General features: G+C 70.6%; 18 protein-coding genes. 9 read left to right on the top strand and 9 right to left on the bottom strand.

The features are described 5' to 3' along the window. Position 1: 1 nt before the first annotated feature. The 5 genes from ACIBEJ_RS06525 (at position 2) to ACIBEJ_RS06545 (ending at position 5865) form a co-directional block, all read left to right on the top strand. Complete coding sequence (locus tag ACIBEJ_RS06525) at positions 2-844, top strand: ABC transporter ATP-binding protein (RefSeq protein WP_397181998.1); 843 nt, start codon at positions 2-4, stop codon at positions 842-844. Further along, a complete protein-coding gene (locus ACIBEJ_RS06530; protein ID WP_397181585.1) occupies positions 837-2012 on the top strand; it encodes an alpha/beta hydrolase in 1176 nt (391 codons plus the stop codon). Before ACIBEJ_RS06525 ends, ACIBEJ_RS06530 begins: the two co-directional genes overlap by 8 nt. Next, positions 2009-3769, top strand: a complete 1761-nt coding sequence (locus ACIBEJ_RS06535) for an ABC transporter transmembrane domain-containing protein (protein WP_397181586.1) — start codon at positions 2009-2011, stop codon at positions 3767-3769. Before ACIBEJ_RS06530 ends, ACIBEJ_RS06535 begins: the two co-directional genes overlap by 4 nt. Continuing rightward, complete coding sequence (locus ACIBEJ_RS06540) at positions 3766-5517, top strand: ABC transporter ATP-binding protein (RefSeq protein ID WP_397181587.1); 1752 nt, start codon at positions 3766-3768, stop codon at positions 5515-5517. The genes ACIBEJ_RS06535 and ACIBEJ_RS06540 overlap by 4 nt, the downstream gene beginning before the upstream one ends. Before the next feature lie 84 nt (positions 5518-5601). Further along, on the top strand, positions 5602-5865 hold the full coding sequence (locus ACIBEJ_RS06545) for an efflux RND transporter permease subunit (RefSeq protein WP_397181999.1): 264 nt from the start codon (positions 5602-5604) through the stop codon (positions 5863-5865). On the opposite strand, the gene ACIBEJ_RS06550 is transcribed toward ACIBEJ_RS06545, so the two are convergent. From ACIBEJ_RS06550 to ACIBEJ_RS06570, 5 genes are all read right to left on the bottom strand, one after another. Beyond that, positions 5772-6248 (bottom strand): MerR family transcriptional regulator, encoded by a 477-nt coding sequence (locus tag ACIBEJ_RS06550; RefSeq protein ID WP_397181588.1) that lies wholly within the window; start codon positions 6246-6248, stop codon positions 5772-5774. The two genes, ACIBEJ_RS06545 and ACIBEJ_RS06550, sit on opposite strands and share 94 nt — an antisense overlap. A 79-nt stretch (positions 6249-6327) precedes the next feature. Then, a complete protein-coding gene (gene efeB / locus ACIBEJ_RS06555; RefSeq protein WP_397181589.1) occupies positions 6328-7557 on the bottom strand; it encodes an iron uptake transporter deferrochelatase/peroxidase subunit in 1230 nt (409 codons plus the stop codon). A 10-nt stretch (positions 7558-7567) separates the two neighbouring features. Beyond that, complete coding sequence (gene efeO, locus ACIBEJ_RS06560; protein WP_397181590.1) at positions 7568-8704, bottom strand: iron uptake system protein EfeO; 1137 nt, start codon at positions 8702-8704, stop codon at positions 7568-7570. Positions 8705-8720: 16 nt separating this feature from the next. Then, positions 8721-9554 (bottom strand): iron uptake transporter permease EfeU, encoded by an 834-nt coding sequence (efeU, locus tag ACIBEJ_RS06565; protein ID WP_397181591.1) that lies wholly within the window; start codon positions 9552-9554, stop codon positions 8721-8723. 323 nt (positions 9555-9877) lie between these two features. Then, the gene (locus ACIBEJ_RS06570; protein ID WP_397181592.1) at positions 9878-10846 is read right to left on the bottom strand and encodes a M56 family metallopeptidase; all 969 of its coding nucleotides are present in this window, start codon (positions 10844-10846) and stop codon (positions 9878-9880) included. Positions 10847-10921: 75 nt separating this feature from the next. Between ACIBEJ_RS06570 and ACIBEJ_RS06575 the strand changes: the two genes are divergently transcribed. Both ACIBEJ_RS06575 and ACIBEJ_RS06580 read left to right on the top strand, forming a co-directional pair. Continuing rightward, positions 10922-11302 (top strand): BlaI/MecI/CopY family transcriptional regulator, encoded by a 381-nt coding sequence (locus tag ACIBEJ_RS06575; protein WP_397181593.1) that lies wholly within the window; start codon positions 10922-10924, stop codon positions 11300-11302. Positions 11303-11494: 192 nt separating this feature from the next. Then, complete coding sequence (locus ACIBEJ_RS06580; RefSeq protein WP_397181594.1) at positions 11495-12421, top strand: hypothetical protein; 927 nt, start codon at positions 11495-11497, stop codon at positions 12419-12421. Positions 12422-12874: 453 nt separating this feature from the next. Here the strand turns inward: ACIBEJ_RS06580 and ACIBEJ_RS06585 are convergent, their stop codons facing one another. Both ACIBEJ_RS06585 and ACIBEJ_RS06590 read right to left on the bottom strand, forming a co-directional pair. Beyond that, positions 12875-13645 (bottom strand): hypothetical protein, encoded by a 771-nt coding sequence (locus ACIBEJ_RS06585; RefSeq protein WP_397181595.1) that lies wholly within the window; start codon positions 13643-13645, stop codon positions 12875-12877. 51 nt (positions 13646-13696) lie between these two features. Beyond that, on the bottom strand, positions 13697-14032 hold the full coding sequence (locus ACIBEJ_RS06590) for a hypothetical protein (RefSeq protein WP_397181596.1): 336 nt from the start codon (positions 14030-14032) through the stop codon (positions 13697-13699). A 400-nt stretch (positions 14033-14432) separates the two neighbouring features. On the opposite strand from ACIBEJ_RS06590, the gene ACIBEJ_RS06595 reads away from it, so the two are divergent. Beyond that, positions 14433-15389, top strand: a complete 957-nt coding sequence (locus ACIBEJ_RS06595; RefSeq protein ID WP_397181597.1) for an ADP-ribosylglycohydrolase family protein — start codon at positions 14433-14435, stop codon at positions 15387-15389. A 93-nt stretch (positions 15390-15482) separates the two neighbouring features. Here the strand turns inward: ACIBEJ_RS06595 and ACIBEJ_RS06600 are convergent, their stop codons facing one another. Next, positions 15483-15992, bottom strand: a complete 510-nt coding sequence (locus ACIBEJ_RS06600) for a hypothetical protein (RefSeq protein ID WP_397181598.1) — start codon at positions 15990-15992, stop codon at positions 15483-15485. Between the two features lie 66 nt (positions 15993-16058). Between ACIBEJ_RS06600 and ACIBEJ_RS06605 the strand changes: the two genes are divergently transcribed. Beyond that, positions 16059-16691 (top strand): TetR/AcrR family transcriptional regulator, encoded by a 633-nt coding sequence (locus tag ACIBEJ_RS06605; RefSeq protein ID WP_397181599.1) that lies wholly within the window; start codon positions 16059-16061, stop codon positions 16689-16691. Positions 16692-16708: 17 nt separating this feature from the next. On the opposite strand, the gene ACIBEJ_RS06610 is transcribed toward ACIBEJ_RS06605, so the two are convergent. Continuing rightward, a complete protein-coding gene (locus tag ACIBEJ_RS06610) occupies positions 16709-17398 on the bottom strand; it encodes a TetR/AcrR family transcriptional regulator (RefSeq protein WP_397181600.1) in 690 nt (229 codons plus the stop codon). Positions 17399-17436: the final 38 nt, after the last annotated feature.

The raw sequence follows: 17436 nt of genomic DNA on the forward strand, positions 1-17436 counted from the left end.
CGTGACCCCGCCCGGCGCCGCACGTCTGCGTGTGGAGTCGGCGACGATCGGCTACGACAGGCGGATCATCTCCGAGCACCTCTCGGTGGCGATCCCCGACGAGTCGTTCACCGTCATCGTCGGCCCGAACGCGTGCGGCAAGTCCACCCTGCTGCGCGGCCTGTCCCGGCTGCTGAAGCCGTCGGCCGGGCAGGTCGTCCTCGACGGCGCCGACATCAACTCCTACAAGACCAAAGAGGTGGCGCGGCGGGTCGGACTGCTGCCGCAGTCCTCGATCGCCCCGGACGGGATCACCGTCGCCGACCTGGTGGCCCGGGGACGGTACCCCCACCAGGGGTTCATCCGGCAGTGGACCGAGGACGACGAGCGGGCCGTGCTCAGGGCGATGCACCAGACCTCGGTCACCGACCTGTCCGGGCGCCTGGTGGACGAGCTGTCGGGCGGGCAGCGCCAGCGCGTGTGGGTGGCGATGGCGCTCGCGCAGCACACCGGCATCATGCTGCTCGACGAACCGACCACCTTCCTGGACATCACCCACCAGATCGAGCTGATGGAGCTGTTCACCGACCTGCACCACGTCGGCCACACCCTGGTCGCCGTCCTGCACGACCTGAACCACGCCGCCCGCTACGGCACCCACCTGATCGCCATGAAGGACGGCGCCGTGGTCGCCGAGGGCACTCCGGAGGAGGTCGTGACGGCCGAGCTGGTCGAGGAGGTGTTCGGGCTGCGCTGCCTGGTGCTGCCCGATCCGGTGGCCGGCACCCCCCAGGTGGTGCCCCTCGGCCGCGAACGAACCCGGCCGAAGTACAACGCCGACGTGGAGAGCGCGAGACATGGCTGATCCGTTTGTCGAGAAGCTGTCGAGCGGCGAGTGGAGCCCGGAACGGTTCAGACGACATCTTGGGGAGACAGGTACACCGCTCGTTGAACGGGTCTCGGCGGACGAGGTGGAGGTGACGTTCGTCGACGAGCCCGGAGACGACACGAAGGTCACCGTCTCGGTGGTGATCGGCCCCAGAATCGGCTTCAACCCGATCGGCGCGGAGTTCGCCCCGGTGGCGGGGACGCCGTTCCGCTTTCTCACTCTGCGGATGCGTTCCGACCTGCGCTTCTCGTACGTGTTCTCACGACATGGGCCGACGGGCGAGGCGGAACGGATCCCGGACCCGTTCAACCCGCCGCCGAGGTTCTCGGAATGCTCGGTGGAGCGGTTCTCCGGCGCCTCGGTGGCGGTGCTGCCGGACGCGGCGCCGTTGCCCTGGCTCGATCAGGCCGAAGCGGGACCGGCCCCGGCAGTGGAAACCGCCGTGCTGACGAGCGAGATCCTGGGAGACGAACGCCGCATCTGGATCTCGATGCCCCTCTCGGACGAGAGCGCGCTGCCGTTCGTGATCCATCTGGACGGGACGCCGGACCACAGCGCGCCGAGCGTGCGTGACGCCCTGGTCCGGGCGGGACTGATCCGGCCCTGCGCGGTGGTCCTCGTCGATCAGCCCGCACAGCGGCGGGACAGGGAGCTGCTCTGCAACCCGGCGTTCTCCCAGATGCTGGTCCAGGAGCTGCTGCCGTGGCTCCGCCACCGCTATCCGCTCTCGCGGGATCCCGGTGACGTCGCCCTGGCCGGTGAGAGCTTCGGCGGTCTTTGCGCCGGCTGGACGGCGCTCCACCACCCGGCGGCGTTCGGCAACGCCATCCTCCAGTCCCCGTCGTGCGGGTACCACCCCGACCTCACGTGGGGCACCGGCTCGGGTGAGCTGCTGCGCCGTACCCCCGTACCGACACTGATCGCCGACTACCTGGCCGCGGAAACGGCACCGATCCGCGTCTTCCACGACGTCGGTGAGCTGGAGAGCTCGAACACCCACAGTCGCTGGCTGGACCACGTGCTCACCGGGAAGGGCTACGACACCCTCTACAGAGAGTTCGCCGGCGGACACGACTACGCCTGGTGGCGAGGAATCTTCGCCGACGCCCTGCTCTGGTGTTTCCCGCTCAGGAGCACGGCATGAGGAACTCCTCGCGTTTCCCGGGCGCCGACACCGCGGGCCTGGGGCGAGGACCGCTGACCCGCTGGCTGCCGGTGCTTATGCCCGCTCCCGCCGAGCCGCCCGGTGCCCGGCCGTTCGCATCCGGGCCGGGGATCACCCCGGGCCGGTTCCTGCTGCGCGTGATTTTCTCGGTGCGGGGGGTCAGCGTTCCCGCGATGCTGCTGGCGATCGTGTGGCAGGTGGGCGAGTCAGCGGTCCCCGTGGTGATGGGACTCGCGATCGACCGGGCCCTGGCGACCGGCGACGTGGGACAGCTCGTCCTGTGGCTCGGCGTGCTGGTGGCCCTCTACGTCGCGCTGACGGCGGCGGCGAGGTTCTCGCTGCGGCTGACCGCCTATGCGGTGCAGGTACTGCAGCACCGACTGCGCGCCACCCTGTCCCGGGGCGTGCTGCACCCGGTCGGCGGCACCGCCCGGGCGCCGGGCGGCAGCGTGGTCTCCGTGATGACGAGCGACGTCGCGCGGCTGTCCAACGCGGTGATCCTGATGATCATCCCGGTCTCGAGGATCACGGCCATCGCCTTCATCGCGGCATCGCTGCTGGCGGCGCACTGGCTGCTCGGACTCGTGGTGCTGCTCGGGGCGCCCGTCGCGGTCTGGTCGATGGGCGTGCTCAGCGAGCGGCTCTCCCGGGACACCCGCGCCTACCAGGGGCTGCTGGCCTCCACGGCCGGACGGGCCACGGACCTGGTCGCCGGATACCGGGTGATCAAGGGGGTGCGCGCCGAGGCCGAGGCGACCAGCCGGTACCGGCAGGCAAGCCAGGAGACCCTTGCCGGCGCCAGGCGCAACGCGGGCCTGCTGGGCAGGTTCCTGGTCGGCTCGGGCGTGGTCAGCGGCACGTTCGTCGCGGCGGTGATGGGGCTGGCGGGCTGGTTCGCGGTGAACGGGCAGCTCACCATCGGCGGGCTGATCACCACCGTCGGCCTCACCCAGGCGCTGCTGCCGCAGATCCAGGCCATCGCGAGCACGTCCATCCCGAACCTCGCCGGCGCCCGCGCCTCGTCCTCGCGTGTCCTCGACGTACTGCGGGACAACGCCGCGTCGGCCGCTGGGCCCGATGGCGTGACCCGGCGGGACGTCACCGCGCTGCCGGCGCTGGACGTGGTCGTGCCGAGCGTCGCCGGGCCCGGCGTGACGATCCGGGTCGAGCCGGGCGAGCTCGTGGGCGTACGCGCCGACGACCGTACCGCCGCCCGTGTCGTCGAGGCGCTGCTGGATCCGCGGGCCGAGGGAGCGATCGAGGCGCGGCTGGACGGGATCGCGGCGCGGGAGCTGTCCCCGGTCGAGTACCGCTCCCGGGTCACCGTCGCGCCGCACCGCGTCACGCTGTTCAGCGGCACCCTCCGCGACAACGTCACCGTGACCGCGGGCGCGCCCGGGCGGGTGGACGCCGCGTTGCGAGCGGCCGCCTGCGACGACTTCGCAGCCGACCTCGACGTCCCTGTCGGCGAGGACGGCAACCGGCTCTCCGGCGGCCAGCGCCAGCGGGTCGCGCTCGCCCGCGCCCTGGCCGGCGACGCACCGGTGCTCGTGCTCCACGATCCGACCACCGCGGTCGACTCGGTCACCGAGCACACGATCGCGGGCCGGCTGGGCGGTGTCCGTGCGGGCCGCTCGACGCTGCTGATCGCCTCGACCCCGGCGCTGCTCGCCGCCTGCGACCGCGTCGTCGAACTGCCCGACGACGTACCCGCGCTCTCAAGGACGGCGCAGTGAGCGGCGGCTCCGCCGTACCCGAGACCGCGGCCTCCGATGCCGGGCCGGCCGGGCTGCCCGTCGCGGGCGGCCGCGAGACGGTCAGGGAGGTGTGGCGGCTCAGCCACGGATACCGGCTCCGGCTCGCCGCGACCGGGATGCTGGGGATCGTCAGCACCGGCGTCGACCTGATCGTGCCCGCGGCGATCGGATTCCTCGTCGACCGCGTGCAGGCAGGCACCGCGGACCTCGCCACGGTGCTGACGGTCACGGTCGTCATGGTGCTCGCGGTGGTCCTCGGCGCCGCGGGCACCGCGCTGACGATCGTGCTCGCCACCCGCGTCTACCACTCCATCCTCGCCGCGCTGCGCGAGCGGCTCGTGGGCCACGCGATGACGCTCCCCCAGCATCTCGTCGAGCGCGCCGGCACCGGAGACCTGATCTCGCGGTCCAGCGACGACGTCACCGCGGTCGCCGACGCCGCCCCCGCGGTGATCCCGGTGCTCACCGTCACCGCCTTCACCATCGTCGTGTCGCTGGGCGGGCTCGCGGCACTGGAATGGCCCTACGCGGTCGCCTTCGCCGTCGTGCTGCCGGTCTACGTGCTGGCCGTGCGGTGGTACCTGCGCGTCGGACCAGGGGTCTACCGCGCCGAGCGCACGGCGATGAGCGCGCGTGCCCAGCAGATCCTCGAATCCCAGCGCGGCTACGCCACCGTGCTCGGCTTGGGGCTCGCCGAGCAACGGCACCGGGCCGTGATGACGGATTCCTGGCGGGTGGCGCGGCAGTCGCTGCGCGCCCGCACCGTGCTGAGCATGCTCAACGCCCGGCTCAACCTCGGGGAGTGCCTGAGCCTGGCCGCCGTGCTCGTCGTCGGCTTCGTCCTCATCGACCACGGCGCGTCGACCGTCGGCGGCGCGACCACCGCCATGCTGCTCGTGCTCCGCCTGCTCGGGCCGGTCAACGAGTTGCTGCTGGTCGTCGACACCCTCCAGTCCGCCCTCGCGTCGCTGAGCCGCATGATCGGGGTCGTCACGATTCCGTTCAGCTCGGCCGATGTCCCAGCACTGGCCGCGGGCGCCGCCGTACGGCTCGACAAGGTTTCGTTCCGTTACGGCGAGGGGCCACGGGTGCTCGACGGCCTCACCCTCGACATCCCGTCCGGTCAGCGCGTGGCCGTCGTCGGCGTGTCCGGGGCGGGCAAGACCACGCTCGCCGGCGTCATCGCCGGCACCCACCTGCCTGAGACCGGGAAGGTGACGCGCCCCGATCGCACCGCGATGATCACCCAGGAGGTCCATGTCTTCGCGGGCACCCTGCGCGACAACCTCACCCTCGCCGCGCCCGGGGCGACCGATCGCGACCTGCACGCGGCGCTGGAGGCCACCGGTGCCGCGGCGCTGCTCGACGTTCTCCCGGATCGGCTGGACACCCTGCTGGGTGTGGGCGGGCATCCGCTCACCGACGCACAGGCACAGCAACTCGCCCTCGCCCGCCTGCTGCTCACCGACGCCGACCTGGTGATCCTCGACGAAGCGACCGCCGAGGCCGGCTCCACCTACGCCGGACAGCTCGACCGCGCCGCCGACGCCGTCCTCGCCGGGCGGACCGCGGTCGTGGTCGCGCACCGTCTCTCGCAAGCGGCGACCTGCGACCGGATCGTGGTGATGGAGCACGGCCGGATCATCGAGACCGGCACCCACGGAGAGCTGGTTGACACCGGTGGTGTGTACGCCGGGTTGTGGAGGGCCTGGGAGTCCGCTCAGTGACGACAGCGCGTCCAGGCTCCTGGGTGAGCCGGCCGGGGTCAGCAAGGCGGCGAGCTGTCCGCCCTTCCGTCGAGGGGCACCGCCCTGGCGGCCGGGCTCGCGGTGCTCCCTCTGGTCATCATGGGTGACCTGCCCGGACATGAGATCGAGCGTCCGCCGGCCGTGGTCGTGCTGGGCGGCCTGGTCACCTCGACCCTGCTCAGCCTCTTCGTGACACCGCCGCTTCGCCAAACGACGCAGGCGGGCCGGCGTGCCTATGGCTCGGGAGTCTCATCGGGCTGCGGGTGGTCGCGGGTGCTGACGGGCGTACCGCAGCTCTGGGGGAACGGGCGGGAGATGGGCGGGTAGGAGTGGCTGTCGGAGACGCTCTGCACCAACCGCTGGTAGTGGAGGCAGCGGGCGAAGTCGTCGACGGTGCACCGCATGACGTGCTCGATCAGTGCCTTGATCGTGGCCACCTCGTGTACGTGACGGTCCAGCTCCACGAGGTGCTGGGCGAGAAGGGGCCGATGCTCCAGGTCGTCGCAGCGGTCGAGGACGGCCCGTATCTGCTGCAGAGTCATGCCCGCCGCCTGGGCCCGGATGATCGTCATGCCGCGGATGACGTGGCGGCTGCTGTACTCGCGTTGACTGTTGACGCGGGTGGTCGGGGTCAGCAGCCCCTCCGTGTTCCAGTGCCGCAGCGTTGACGGTCGTAACCCGAGGCGGTTGGCCAGTTCACCGATCTTCATGGTGTCTCTGGGGATCATGTCATCGTGGCTCTCTCACTCTGTCGGGTCCGAGGTGACCATCGCGGCCCGATGGCCCTGCTCAGGCGAACAGCGACCTGCCCCAGTGGTCGCCCGCGTCCCGCACGCCAGGAGGGCAGGCGAACAGGCCGCTGGAGACGTGCTTGATGTACTCGTTCAGCGGGTCGCTCTTGGCGAGGCTCATCTGGACGGGCACGAACTGGCGGCGAGGGTCGCGCTGGTAGGCGATGAAGAACAGCCCTGCGTCGAGCCGCCCGAGGCCGTCGGAGCCGTCGACGTAGTTGTAGCCGCGGCGCAGCAGATGGGCGTTGGCGTGCGCTGTCGGGTGGGCCAGCCGGATGTGGGCGTCGGGTTTCATCGCGGTCAGGTCGACGGGGTCGAACTCCTTCTTCCCGCCTACGGGGGCGCCCTCGTTCTTGTCGCGGCCGAAGATGTCCTCCTGCTCGCGCAGGGAGGTGCGGTCCCAGGTCTCGATGGTCATGCGGATCTTCCTGGTGACCAGGTAGCTGCCGCCCGCCATCCAGCCGGCGCCGTCCTGGGCGGCGGCCCAGAGTTGGTCGCGTACCAGCTCGTCGTCCTCGAGTTTCATGTTGTTGGTGCCGTCCTTGAAGCCCATCAGGTTGCGCGGCGTGCTCTGCGCGCGGGAGGTCGAGGAGGTACGGCCGAAGCCGAGCTGCGACCAGCGCACCGAGACCCTGCCGAAGCCGATCCGTGCCAGGTTGCGGATGGCGTGCACGGCCACCTGCGGATCGTGGGCGCAGGCCTGCACGCAGATGTCGCCGCCGGAGATCTCCGGGATGAGCTGTTCGCCGGGGAACTTCGGCAGATCGGCCAGCGCGGCGGGGCGGCGCGCGGCCAGCCCGAAGCGGTTGTCGAACAGCGAGGCGCCGAATCCGACGGTCAGGGTCAGTCCGGAGGCGGGCAGGCCGAGCGCCTCGCCGGTGTCGTCGGGCGCGGCCTCGCGCGGGCCGCCGACCGCGCCGGACTCCCCCGCCTCCCTGCCCTGGGTGAGCCGTGCGGCGGCGACCGTCCACTCCCGCATCAGGTCGGCCAGCTCGGCGCGGCGGGAGGTGGTGACGTCGAAGGCGACGAAGTGCAGCCGGTCCTGGGCGGGGGTGACGATGCCCGCCTGGTGCTCGCCGTAGAAGGGGAAGGCGCCGGAGGTCGAGGAGGCGTGCACAACCGGCGTCTCGACCGGCAGCGAGCGGGCGGCGATCGCCCCGGCCCCCGCCGCCGCGACCCCGGCCGCGCCGAGCCCGAAGACCTTCCTGCGACTGATGCGCCCGCTCACGGCCGCCTCCCTACTTCGCCACGATCGGCGCGATCTCGCTGATCGGCTCGGCGAGTGCGTTGATCACGTCGGACAGCTGCTTCAGCTCGGCCTTGGACAGCTCGTTGTGCAGGCGCCAGCCGTCGCCCTTCTGGTGGGTGCCGAGTTCGGCCTCGGCGGCGGCGAACTTCTCGTCCAGGGTCTTGACCAGGGCGGGAGAACGCTCGTCCAGCACCGGCCGCAGTGACTGGACCGCGGCCTTGGAGCCCTGAAGGTTGGCGGCGAAGTCCCACAGGTCGGTGTGCGACCAGATGTCCTCCTCGCCGGTGATCTTCCCGGTGGCGACCTCGTCGAGCAGTTCCTTGGCGCCGTTGGCCAGGTTGAGCGGGGTCAGCTCGGCCGCGTTGGCCTTCTCCACGATGGTCTTGACGTCGGTGAGCAGCTTGTCGGCGACCGGGCCGTCCTTGCTGACGTCCTTGGTGATCCACAGATCCTTCTCGATCTTGTGGAAGCCGGTCCACTCCTCGCCCTCGGCCAGGTCGGCCTCGCGGGCGTCGATGGCCGGGTCGAGGTCGCCGAAGATCTCCGCGACCGGCTCGATGCGCTCCCAGTAGGTGCGCGAGATCGGGAAGAGCTCCTTGGCCTTGTCGATCTGCCCGGCCTTGACCGCGTCGACGAACTCCCGCGTCTTGACCAGCAGGGTGTCGCTCTGGCTCTTGACGTAGCGCTTGTAGCTGGCGGTCGCCTCGGCGAGCTTGGCGTCGGCGTTGAGCGGCTTGTGCTCGCCGGTGACCTTGAGCGGGTTGCGGATGCCCTTGCCGACCATGCCCGGTTTGCAGGCGGTCTCGTAGGTCCCGGCGGGCAGTTCGGCGATGAGGTCGCGGGTGAGGCCGGGCACGATGTTCTCCACCTCGGCCATGACGCGGTCGCCCGGCGCGTACACGTAGAACTCGGTGACCTTGCTGCCGCCGTTGGTGATCGCGAACGTGCTGGTTCCCGCCGCGACCTCGGTGACGGCCACCTCACACGCGGTGTCACTGGCCGCCACGGCGACCTTGCCGGGCTTCTGCGGTACGGCGGAGCCGCCCGGGCCGGGAGTCTCGGCCGCACAGGCGGTCAGCGCGGCCAGGGCGAGAGCGCCGATGGTGAGACGGGTGAGGGCGGACATGGTGGGGTGCTCCTGTTCAGGCTGCGGGCGCGGCTGCGGCAGAGGTCGGCTGCGTGCGGGAAGGGCGTAGGAAGAAGTAGAGGGTCGGCAGGAGGTAGCCGGCCCAGGCCACGGTCTCCAGGACGGTGGGCTGCGGGGTGAGGTTGAGCATCCCGGCCAGCAGGGTTCCGTACCAGGAGTCGGCCGGAAGGATCGCGCCGATGTCGAAGGCGTAGCTGGTCAGGCCCGGGAGGATGCCGGCTTCCTGTAGGTCGTGCACGCCGTACTTGAAGATCCCCGCGGCGACCAGGATGAGCAGCAGGCCGGTCCAGGTGAAGAACCTCGTCAGGTTGATCCGCACGGCCGAGCGGTAGAGCCCGTAGCCGAGCACCACCGCGGTCAGCAGGCCCAGGCTGATGCCGACCAGCGGCTGGGCCGAGGTGGTGGCGCCCTGGACGGAGGCGAAGAACAGCAGTGCCGTCTCCAGTCCTTCGCGTGCCACGGCCAGGAACGCCATGATGACCACGGCGACGGAGCCCAGCTCCAGCGCGGCGCTCAGCTTGCCGCGCAACTCACCGGACAGGGCGCGGGCGGCCCGCCGCATCCAGAAGATCATCCAGGTGACGAAGGCCACGGCCAGCAGCGAGGTGATCGCCTCGAACAGCTCCCGCTGCTGGAAGCTGAGCCGGGCGGCGGTGAAGGTCAGGACCGCGCCGAAGCCCACCGACAGGGCGATGGCGGCGAGCACGCCGGCCCACACGTGCGGCAGCTTGTCCTTACGGTCGTCCTTGACGAGGAAGGCGACCAGGACGGAGACGACGAGTGTGGCCTCCAGCCCTTCGCGCAGGCCGATGAGGAAGCTGGCGAACACTGGCGCTCCATCTCTTGACAGGTCGGATCGGGGTTCGCGGGACCGCTGCGGTGGCGGCCGGACGTACTGCCGAGTCCGGGCACGAGGACGGTCAGCAGGACGAGCATGGCCGGGAGCACGAGCGCGCCGGTGCGGTCGGAACCGGGCTCGAAGGCCGCGAACACGGCACGGGTGAAGGTGCCCGCAGGCTGAGCGCGCGCACAGCAGAGGTTCGGGGGGCGGGCACAGCAAGCTCCTCAGAGGACGTCGGAGGGAAGCCCGGACTCAGGCTTCGCTACATGCTGTAGAAGTTAACATAGGCTCACCTAACTAACCAGTGCCGGCTACGGCAGCGCGTGATAGGCCAGACGGAGCAGTTCTTGCAGGTCGTAGATCGCCTCGCCGGTCCACACCACGGTTCCCGCGGCCACCAGAGCGGGCACCAGCCACAGCAGGGCGGTCGTCCCGCGCGCCGGGCGCAGCAACGCCTCCACCCGCCGGGGAACCACGCCCGGCCTTGCCGGGCTCGCCACGTGCAACATGCTCGACGCCGGAGCAAGGCCGCCGCGTGCCCCGGCCCGGGAGCGTGCGGCCACCAGGGCGGCCTGGCCGACGGCCTGGGCCACCAGACGGCGCTCGCCCACTTCGTCCGCCGCCTGTTCGTCCGCCGCCCGTTCCACCAGGAAGCCGACCTGCCTGCTGACCCAGAGCAGCGCGGGGTGAGCGGCCCCGGCCAGCTCCGCCAGCCGTACCAGACGATGGTGGGCGCCCGCGAGGTGGGCGCGTTCGTGCGCGAGCAGCGCCGCGAACTGCTCATCGCTCAGGGCCGCGCGCATGCCGGTGGTGACCACCACCCAGCCCGGATCGCGCGGCAGGCCACGGCCCGGAGAGTCACCGGGTACGGCGAAGGCCGTCACCGCGGCATCGTCGACCAGCAGGACGTCGCCTTCCGGGCGTGGGAGCAGGCGCGCCGCCCGCAGGTCGCGCCGGTGGCGGTGATGCGTCATTCCCACCGCCGCGCTCGCGGCGATCAGGAGCGCCAGCGAACCCCACGACACCCACGGGACATGGGCGGTGTCGTCGCGCACGACCGTGGCCGACCAGCCCATGGCCCGCGCCACGGCGGGCACCTCGGCCACCGCCTTGAGGGCGAACACCGTCAGGTTCGCCATGGCGGCCGCCGCGACGATCGCGGCCGACCAGGCCAGCACACGCGCGGCCAGAGCGGGCGCGAGCCTGCCGGCGACGGCGAAGGCGGCCAGGACGATCAGCGGCGGGCTCACCACCACCGACCACACGAAGTGATCGAACATGATGTCGCTCCCTGGGGGTTGTGGCGTGGTTTCAGCCTCCCATGAGATCCGCTCCGTCCCGATAGGGTGGACGCGATGGACAGTGACGGGGGCGGGCGCCGCCGGCCAGGAGAGCTCGAGGCGGCGGTTCTGACGACTTTGCGGGCCGCCGGCCGTTCGCTCACTCCCGGGCAGGTCCGGGACCTGATCGCACCCGAGGGCGGGCTGTCCTACAGCGCTGTGGTCACCACGCTGGTCCGCCTGCACAAGAAGCAGGCCGTCACGCGGCGCCGGGAGGGCCGCTCCTACCGCTACGGCGCGCTGGTGGACGCGGCCGACATGGTGGCGCAGCGAATGAGCGCGCTGCTCAACGCCGAATCCGACCACGCCAACGTGCTGCGCCGCTTCGTGAGCGAACTGGACGCCGGCGACGAGGAACTCCTGCGCAGATTGCTCAGCGAGCCCGACCCGGAGTAACCGTCGGCCCTGAGACCACCAAGACCAAGCAGGGCCTGTCGATCGCCGTGGTGTCCGGCAAGCCCGTCAAGCTGGGACCGGATTCGAGTCCCTGAGCTGGGAACAGGCGGGACGCTACAAAGTCCGACCTGACCCACGAGCAGATGAACGCCTACCCGACGTTGAGCGGCAACCCCGCCCTGGGGATACTGCATGCCGATGGTCGAATATGACAGTCCAGCCTGCTTCCGTGGCCGGCTCCAGCGGGGACGTGGCGCCGCGGTGCATAGCGTCTTGACCGCTCCCGACGCCGCCGACGCGGTGTACGACTGCGTGATCACGGACACACGCTGGGACCGGCAGGTTGACCAGCGCGACAGCTATCTCGCGGGTCTCGTCGCCCGGCTCGGCCTGCCCCTGGCACCGATCCAGCGGCATCTGGCCACCTATGACGGTGAGGACGACGAACCGGTTGAGCTCGCTTTGCAGGTCCTTGCCCTGCTGCCGCTGGTCGGTCGGCTCGATGCCGTGACCGTACTGCGCGAGTACGCGGCCGACGGCCCGCACTGGTCCATGGCGCTTGAGGCGATCGGCTTCAGCGGGGCGATGAAGCTTCCCGGGATCTGGGACGGGCTCGTGGACGACGTCATCGCCCGTCGCGACGATGCGCAGCTTGCCCAGGCGATCTGGTGTGACACGGAGCCGTGGACGACGTTCGCGCGGTCCCAGCCACGGATCCGGCGCATCGTCGACGAGCTCAAAGCCTCCCGCTCACCCAGACGCGGCCGACGACTCGACCTCGCCGCCCTCGACAACGACGCCCTGGTCGCGCTGGTCACTGCCCCTGGATCCGAACGGCGGCGGGCGGTGGAAGAACTGGGCAGGCGCGGCGACCGTATCGTCTTCGACCTCGCCGAAGACCGGAGCCTGCGCAATGCGGCCGGGTGGCTGCCGGGCATCCCGCAGGCGCTGCGCCATCTCGGACCGGCCGCACTGCCACCCGCCCGCACCTGGATCGGCAGCGGCGACGACATCCTCGTCGGGTTCGGGGAGCGTGTGGTGGCAGAGGTCGGAGATCGGAGCGACGCCCCGGTGTTGCTGGCCGCGCTGCGCCGTAGTGTCGCTGCCGAGGAGTGGTGAGCTGCCGAGGTCCCGGCACGAGGTCTGGGCCGGTTGGGGATCCACGAAGCCGCGGACGAGCTCATGACCGGGTGGGAAGGCACGGTTCATTCCCTTGCGCGGGAGAGCTTCCTGGACGGGCTTCGGGGATGCGCACCGGATATGGCCCGAATGGTGGCAGTCGAGGGACTTGACGATTGTGAGCCGACGGTTCGGCGGCGCGCGTGTGAGGCAGCACCGGATACGGCCGCGGTCCGCGCGCGGCTGCGGGAGTTGGCCACCGATCCCCTGGCCGACGGTCTGCGCGGCATCACCTGACCCGTTGCCGGCTCGACCGGAGATGGGTGAGATCTCCTGGTGATCTACGGTTGGCAGGCTCTCCGACGTCACCAGCAAGATGATCAGCCCGACCATCGAGCTCGCCCTGGTTCGCCGCGTCCGGCCTGGTGAGCAAGGCGCCGCACCCCTCGACGGTCACGACGAAACTGAACGACTAGGGAGTCGTGCCCGAGAGAGCAGGGCCAGTGCTCCGGCGATCAGGTGGGGCCAGGGGAGCAGGTCGAACGTGCTGGGGCAGCCGTGCGTCTCGGACGACGACGTCAGCCAGGCGATCAGCGGGAACAGTCCGGGCACCAGCAGCGCCAGACCCACAAACGGTGCGATCCGATGTACGGCCAGCACGGCCCCGATGGCGACCACGCAGACCCAGACGTAGAGGGCCTCGGCGGTGTCCAGGTGCATCTGGGCCAGCGCCCAGGTGCCCCGCAAGTCCGGCCAGCAGCCGACGATGCCGTCGGAGGAGTGGTTCCTGACCAGGGCGCGGCTGAGCACGAGGAGCAGGGCGGCGCTCCACATGGCCGCCCGCGGTCTCGGCACCGGCTGCCCTGGACGGGTCCGCAGCAGGGCGACGACGGAGATCGCGTGGCAGACCAGCGGTAGCCACGCGCCGCCCGTCTGGCCGCACGGTGTGGCGTAGGGGACGGCGAGTGTCAGCGCGTTGAGCGCGAGCGTCACCGCTGCGAAGATCGCGCCGACCTTCGGGAATTGCCGGGGCGCCCACAGTGCGAGGAACGCCAGCACGAGCGGGAGCAGCGTCGAGGCGTATCCCGCGGAGCGCCCGACGGCGATCTCCAGCGGGTCGGGTTCCGCCATCGCGTAGAAGAACCCGCCGCAGCTTTCGAGCATGAAGAAGAGGGATAACAACTGCGGTGCGGTGGCGGCCAGGATGGCCAGGACGCGGAACATCGAAGCCTCTCACGGGTGGATGATCACGGGAGAGGGTAACGGACCGCGCGGTCAGCGAATCCAGCCGCCGGGTACCAGGAGTTCGAGCTGTTCGTGCAGGACATCGGCGCACGATGCGGCTGCCGGGGCCCGTAGCGCTTCCACTCGTCCGTTGCGCAGGTCGTCCTCCAGGCGGGTCAGCAGTCCGGGGCGGGGAAGGAGTTCGTCGGGGTCGTCGGAGTAGTTCAGGTAGGCCCGTACCAGGTGGTTCAGTTCGGTTTCGAAGCGGCCGGTCTGGCCCAGGCGCAGGTGGCTGTCGATCGCGTACTGCCAGGCGACGAGGTAGCGCCAGTCCTTGCCCTGCGTGGCGAAGAAGTCGCGGTCCAGGACCTCGAAGTGTTCGGTCACCGCTTCGTGGGCGGCCTTCTCGTGGCAAAGGACGACGGCGTGATAACGGGCCCCAGTGGTGCCCGGGTGCCGCTGGGCAGGTCGAACATCTCTATCCCCCTCGGTGGCCGATTCCCTGGCCTTGGCCACTCGCAGGGTGGCCGTCTTGAGCAATCCTTCTTGATCTCGAGCAGCAGAGCTCTACCGACTGGCAGCGGGGGTCGTCGGCTGCGCCGGGCCAGGACGCGCTCGGTGCACCCGTCGGCGAGCGGTTCGCCGAGGATTATCATGAGACCCCCGTCGATCTTGAGGTGGTGCGGCAGGTGTATGCGCTGCAACAGATGGTCGCCACGCTGAACGGTGACCTCCTGATGGCCGACTTGGCTGCGGCCAGGTATCCCGTGCTCGACGGGGCTGCCGGATGACCGGGGACGGGCGGCGATCTCGGGTCGTCGGGACGGTTCTCGGCTCGGCGGTGGGTGATGCGCTTGGCGCGCCGTTCGAGTTCGGTCCGGCGGGCGCGTTCTCCACGAAATACCCGCCCGGACATGGCGATGAGATGCGGGCGGGTGGCGGTTGGGAGACGGGTGAGGCCACCGACGACACCCAGATGGCGGTGCTGGTGGCCGCCTCGCTCTTGGAACGCGGCGGGCTCGATCTGCCCGATGTCTTCGGCCGGTTCCAGCGGTGGGCACAGGCGGAGCCCAAGGACATCGGCATCCAAACCGAGGAGGTGCTGAACAGCGGCGATCCCTGGAATCTGGCCGCGGCCCGTCACTTCCAGAACAGCGGCCGGGCCGCTGGGAACGGCTCCCTCATGCGGGCCTCGACCTCAGCGGTGTACTTCGCATCCGGCGGCAGGCGAACCACCATGGAGGCGGCACGGCGGATCGCTGCGCTCACCCACGGCGACCGAGCGGCGTGGGAAGGAACCGCGATCTTCCATGACCTGGTCCGGATCGCCCTCGATGGTGCGGACCCGATAGGGGCTCTTCCCGAGGTGCTGGCCCACGTCCACCCCGACCACCGCGACAAGTACCGCACAATCCTCGCCCCGCAGTGGCATCCGGACCACGCCACGGAGTTCAACGGAGCTGTCTGGCCCTGCCTGGCCTCGGCCGTCTGGGCGGTCAGAACGACCAGCACCTTCGAAGACGCCCTCCGAGCGGCCGTCGACCTCGGCGGCGACACCGACACCGTCGCGGCGGTGACCGGCGGCCTCGCCGGCTCCGTCTATGGCCAGGACGGGATCCCCGAACGCTGGACTACGACGCTGCACGTGCCGCTACCCGGCTTCGGTCAGGTACTCAAGGCCAAGGATCTGGGCGAACTCGCCCTGACCCTGGCAACAGCGGGACATGGGCAAACAGTGGCGTAGGGACGCGCAAGGCGTCAACGGACAATCACGTTGTTGGCAGGTCGGTGGGGTCCAGACGACGGCGAGGGTGAGTCCGGGCCGGTCGACCGCCGGTCAGCGGTGTCGGCGGGTCAGGCGATCAAGAAAGGACTCTTCCTCCTCGGGAGCGAAGGCGGCGCCGGCGCGGCGGGCGCGCAGGGCCAGTGTCAGGGCCTCGCCGAGGAGGCCGACGCCGATGGACAGGGTCATCGGGCGGAGCTGTTCCGGGGTGCCGGTCGCTGTGGCCGCGGCGCCGAGGCCAATGTTGACCGCGGCGGAGACGACCCACACCACCAGGGTCCAGACGCTGTAGCGCTGCCACAGGTGGCCGTCGCGGACGAACAGGCGCGGGGTGAGGCCTCGTAGGGCGCCCAGTAAGAGTCCTGCGGCGGCGCCGGCCAGTACCCAGGCGAGGTCGGACCCGCTGGGCCGTACGTCTTTCAGCAGGGTGTGCGCGCCGATGGCGACGAGGATGACGGGTGCGGCGTACAGGTCGCGGGCACGCAGTGGCTCGCCCCGGAATCGCCGGATCACCACAACGACGACCAGGGCGACCACGACCAGCACGGTGACGGATCCGGACATGACGCCTCCGTTAATAGCATGACTGTGCCAAATCGGAAGATAGCATGACCGTGCTATAAAGGCAGCATGCCGAAGGTCGTGGATGCGGAGGAGCGGCGGCGAACGGTCGCCGAAGCGGTGTTCCGCGTGATCTGCCGTGACGGCCTGGAGCAGGCCTCGCTGCGCAACGTCGCCGCCGAGGCGGGGCTGGCCATTGGCTCGGTACGCCACTACTTCGACGGGCACACCGAGCTGATGGTGTTCGCAATGCGCGAGATGTCCGCGCGGCTGATCACGCGGCTGACCGCCCACGCAGAGCGCCTCCTGGACCCATCCGCCTCGTTCGCCCCGGACGAGCAGCACGAGATCGTGGTCCGCATGCTGGCCGAGTTGCTGCCGCTGGATGACGAACGCCGCACCGAGGCCATCGTCTGGCTGTCCTTCGCCGCCGCCGCCCGTACCCGGTCCGACCTGCGCGCGCACGCCGACGAGCTGTACGACGGCCTGCTCGCGCTCACCACCCGGATTCTGGAAGGCGCGCGCGGGGCGGGGCGGCTGCGTCCGGAGGCCGACATCGCCCTGGAGGCGCGTCGTCTTTGCGCGCTGCTCGACGGACTGACCCTGGAAGCCGCGTTCCACCCGGGCCGGTTGGACGCCGACACCATGCTCGCCGTACTCCGGACCCACCTGGCCGCGCTGACGCTCGCGGCAACGCGCTGAAACACATGCCGGACGGTCTAGCTCGCGCCTGCCCGTTGGGAGATGAGGACTTCCAGGCCGTCGAGGAGGCGTTGGAGGCCGAACTCGCGGCTTCTGTCCGGGCTCGGGTCTCCGGCGGAGGCGATCGCGGCGGTCAAGGCGGGGAAGCGGTCGGCGGCGTGGTCGGGCAGGGTGCCGAGTTGCGGGGTCCAGGGTTGCGTGCCGGCCGAGCCGACCGATCGGGTGTTGCGGACGTGGCCGCTGAGCAGGAGGACCGCGTCCATCTGCTCACCGCCGTCCAGCCCGGTCCCGGCCAGCGCGGCCAGGGCGATCTCGGTCCAGCCGGTCTCCTTCGGCCCCATCACCCGCTCGCCCACGGTGGCGCCGGGCAGCCACGGGTGGCGGTCCCAGGTCGCCCATAGGCGGCGGGCCCATTCTTCGAGCTTGCCGCGCCAGCCGCCCTTGACCGCGCTCAGATCGAGTGGCTCGCCCACGGCTTCCTCGATCATGACGGCGATCAGTTCGGCCTTTCCGCTGACATAGCGGTACAGGGCCATCTTGGTGAAGCCGAGGTTCGTGGCGACCCGTTGCATGGACAGCGCGGCGAGCCCTTCGGCGTCGGCGATGTCCATCGCGGCCCTGGCGATCTCCTGGACGGTGAACCCGGGCTTCGGGCCTCGGTTCGGCGGCTGCCGTACCCCCCAAAGCAGTTCAACGGTGCTGTCCAAGCGATCCTCCGCAAATGGTTGCTGGCGGCGTCAATCTG

Source organism: Nonomuraea sp. NPDC050790 (genome assembly GCF_044456745.1).
In the GTDB taxonomy this organism is placed as follows: Bacteria; Actinomycetota; Actinomycetes; order Streptosporangiales; family Streptosporangiaceae; genus Nonomuraea.

Bases quoted from the DNA above. Each gene is read 5' to 3' on its own strand.
- ACIBEJ_RS06530 (WP_397181585.1), top strand. From the start codon at position 837: ATGGCTGATCCGTTTGTCGAGAAGCTGTCGAGCGGCGAGTGGAGCCCG.
- ACIBEJ_RS06535 (WP_397181586.1), top strand. From the start codon at position 2,009: ATGAGGAACTCCTCGCGTTTCCCGGGCGCCGACACCGCGGGCCTGGGG.
- ACIBEJ_RS06550 (WP_397181588.1), bottom strand. From the start codon at position 6,248: ATGAAGATCGGTGAACTGGCCAACCGCCTCGGGTTACGACCGTCAACG.
- efeO (WP_397181590.1), bottom strand. From the start codon at position 8,704: ATGTCCGCCCTCACCCGTCTCACCATCGGCGCTCTCGCCCTGGCCGCG.
- ACIBEJ_RS06570 (WP_397181592.1), bottom strand. From the start codon at position 10,846: ATGTTCGATCACTTCGTGTGGTCGGTGGTGGTGAGCCCGCCGCTGATC.
- ACIBEJ_RS06575 (WP_397181593.1), top strand. From the start codon at position 10,922: ATGGACAGTGACGGGGGCGGGCGCCGCCGGCCAGGAGAGCTCGAGGCG.
- ACIBEJ_RS06580 (WP_397181594.1), top strand. From the start codon at position 11,495: ATGCCGATGGTCGAATATGACAGTCCAGCCTGCTTCCGTGGCCGGCTC.
- ACIBEJ_RS06585 (WP_397181595.1), bottom strand. From the start codon at position 13,645: ATGTTCCGCGTCCTGGCCATCCTGGCCGCCACCGCACCGCAGTTGTTA.
- ACIBEJ_RS06595 (WP_397181597.1), top strand. From the start codon at position 14,433: ATGACCGGGGACGGGCGGCGATCTCGGGTCGTCGGGACGGTTCTCGGC.
- ACIBEJ_RS06600 (WP_397181598.1), bottom strand. From the start codon at position 15,992: ATGTCCGGATCCGTCACCGTGCTGGTCGTGGTCGCCCTGGTCGTCGTT.
- ACIBEJ_RS06605 (WP_397181599.1), top strand. From the start codon at position 16,059: ATGCCGAAGGTCGTGGATGCGGAGGAGCGGCGGCGAACGGTCGCCGAA.